General features: G+C 54.3%; 2 protein-coding genes. Both read left to right on the forward strand.

The genetic code is table 11. The annotated features are described in order from the left end of the window. Nucleotides 1-1,826: fibronectin type III domain-containing protein (locus IX84_RS33495; protein ID WP_044224108.1), on the forward strand; the 1,826-nt coding region annotated here is incomplete at its 5' end. A 198-nt stretch (nt 1,827-2,024) separates the two neighbouring features. After that, nucleotides 2,025-2,345 (forward strand): reverse transcriptase domain-containing protein, encoded by a 321-nt coding sequence (locus tag IX84_RS18450; RefSeq protein ID WP_052516193.1) that lies wholly within the window; start codon nt 2,025-2,027, stop codon nt 2,343-2,345. Nucleotides 2,346-2,503: the final 158 nt, after the last annotated feature.

Raw genomic sequence — 2,503 nt, forward strand, 5'->3', positions numbered from 1 at the left:
TTATTTCGGCTACCGATTTGGACAGCGGTTCCTTTGATAACTGTGGGATTGCGCAGTTATCAGTTGACCTGTTTGCCTTTACTTGCTCGGATATTGGTGCGCCAACGCCGGTCACGCTCACGGTGATTGACGACAATGGGCTGGAAAGCAGCTGTACCTCCATGGTTGCGGTGGTCAATGCCCTTGAAGGGCAGGCCTGCGATGATGGTGATGATTGTACAGAAAACGATAGCTACGATGCCAATTGCAATTGTGCCGGGACACTCATTGATGAGGACAATAATGGCGTCTGTGATTTTAACGAGTGTACGAGCCCCATTAATTTACAGGCCAGCAACATCACTGCAAACACAGCAGACCTCTCCTGGACAGCCGTGGGCCCGGCTATCGAGTACCTGGTCCGCTATCGGGTCAATGGAGGGATAGTGCTTAATGCCTTAGCCACCTCTGAATCGATAACCCTGACCGGGCTTCCGGGGTCCGCACAGATAGAATGGCGGGTCCGGGCGATCTGCGACGGCGGTCAGTCCAGCTTCAGCAGCGTTGATACCTTTATGACTCTGGAGGATACCTGCCCGGATGCAGATGGTGATGGGGTTTGTGATGAGGATGACCTCTGCCCGGAGATAGATGATGCGCTCATAGGCCAGCCCTGCGATGATGGGGACCCCTGTACGATTAATGACACCTACGGCAGCGATTGCGTTTGCTATGGGGCACTCTTTGATGAAAACAATAATGGTATCTGCGACCTGAATGAAACCGGGTGCACAATACCGGAAAACCTGCAGGTGTTCAGCATAACGCCGGATATGGCGACCCTGACCTGGAATGCGGTCATAGGAGCGGACAGCTACCGGGTGGGCTATATTACGCCCGGGCAATCGGGTACGGTCATGTTAGTGAATACGAATATGGTGACGCTTACCGGGCTTTCCCCTGAGTCGGAATACCTCTGGCAGGTCCGTGCGAATTGCGGTACGGACAATTCTGATAATGTTGAGGGGCCCTCATTCACGACCTCTGCCGCCGGCTGCCCGGATGCAGATGGCGATGGGGTCTGTGACGGGGATGACCTCTGCCCTGATTTTGACGACATGCTGATTGGCAGCAGTTGTAATGATTATGACAATTGTACCACAAACGATGTTGTGACCGCGGATTGTGAATGCGTAGGCACACTGATCGATAACAATAATAATGGAGTTTGTGATTTGGATGAGCTCTGTGCCCCACCCTCAAACTTTGTTACCAATGCTCTGTCCCCTACTTCAGGTACGGTTGCGTGGGACCCTGTGCCTGGTGCAGTTGCTTATCAGTTACAGTATCTTATTGCCGGTCATGGCATGGGCAACACTCAATTGAGCGATACGGTTTACACCTTTGAAGGGCTGCCTCCCGGCAGTATTATTCAGTGGCGGGTAAGAACACTCTGTATGAGTGGCAACTCAAGTTGGGAAGTTGGGGCAGCGCTGCCTTTGCCCAATTCGCTCGATGGGGGAGGGGGTGCAGCGCTTCGGACAGGCGATAGGCTGCCACCCGTTGACTGGGAGCAGGTAAGCCGCGAACTAAGTGAGCTACAGTTTGATATTTTCCCGAACCCAGCCAGAGATGAGGCATCTCTGGTGCTTTCCCGTCAGGCCGAAGGAACCGAGGCTGTCGTATATAACCTTTGGGGGCAGGAGTTAGCCCGTTATAGACTGGATGGAGTTCAGGTACAAATGTTGAATGTATCCGAATGGCGTGCTCAAAATACAGCCGTCGTAGTGGTGCTGTTCGAACCCGGTCAGCCTCCTAAGACCAAAAAACTGCTGCTGGTCCGGTAATAGGCTCGTTTCAAAAGACTTGATAACCTTATAATACCAAATGAAAGGGCCCGGGCATTGCCCCGGGCTTTTTGTTTGCATGGCATACAAACATTTCCGAAGGGCTGAAAGAAGCCCTGGCGCCTAAACGGTGGGAAGCCAATGCGAAGGCAACTGCGTTACTGGCAACGGTAGGTTGGGAAGGAAGCCTTAGCAAGTATGGGGCACGTAGCGCGAGCGAACCGGGGCGCTGCCGGAGTAGACGGAGTGCGCATCACCGACTTCGATGAGAAGAGGGTGTCAGAGCTGCGCCGTTTGGAAAAAGAACTCAGGACGAAGGCGTACCGCCCGCAGGCAGTAAAACGGGTGTATATCCCGAAGCCTGACGGCAGCGAACGCCCATTAGGCATACCGACGGTACGCGACCGGGTGGTGCAGCAAGCACTGCTCAACATCCTCCAGCCCATTTTCGAGCCGGGCTTCCACCCATCGAGCTACGGCTACCACGCCGGGCACAGCTGCGCCCGGGGCAGTGGCTAAGGCAGAGCGTTTCAGTAACAAGTGGGGGCTGGCTCATGCCGTTGACATGGACTTGTCCAAGTGCTTCGACACGCTGGGCCACGGCTTGATACTGGCAGGGGTGGGGGCTAAAGTAAGCGACGGCAGTGTTTTGGCACTGGTCCGTCAAATACTTGAAA

Source organism: Phaeodactylibacter xiamenensis (assembly GCF_000759025.1).
In the GTDB taxonomy this organism is placed as follows: Bacteria; Bacteroidota; Bacteroidia; order Chitinophagales; family Saprospiraceae; genus Phaeodactylibacter; species Phaeodactylibacter xiamenensis.

Bases quoted from the DNA above. Each gene is read 5' to 3' on its own strand.
- IX84_RS18450 (WP_052516193.1), top strand. From the start codon at position 2,025: ATGGGGCACGTAGCGCGAGCGAACCGGGGCGCTGCCGGAGTAGACGGA.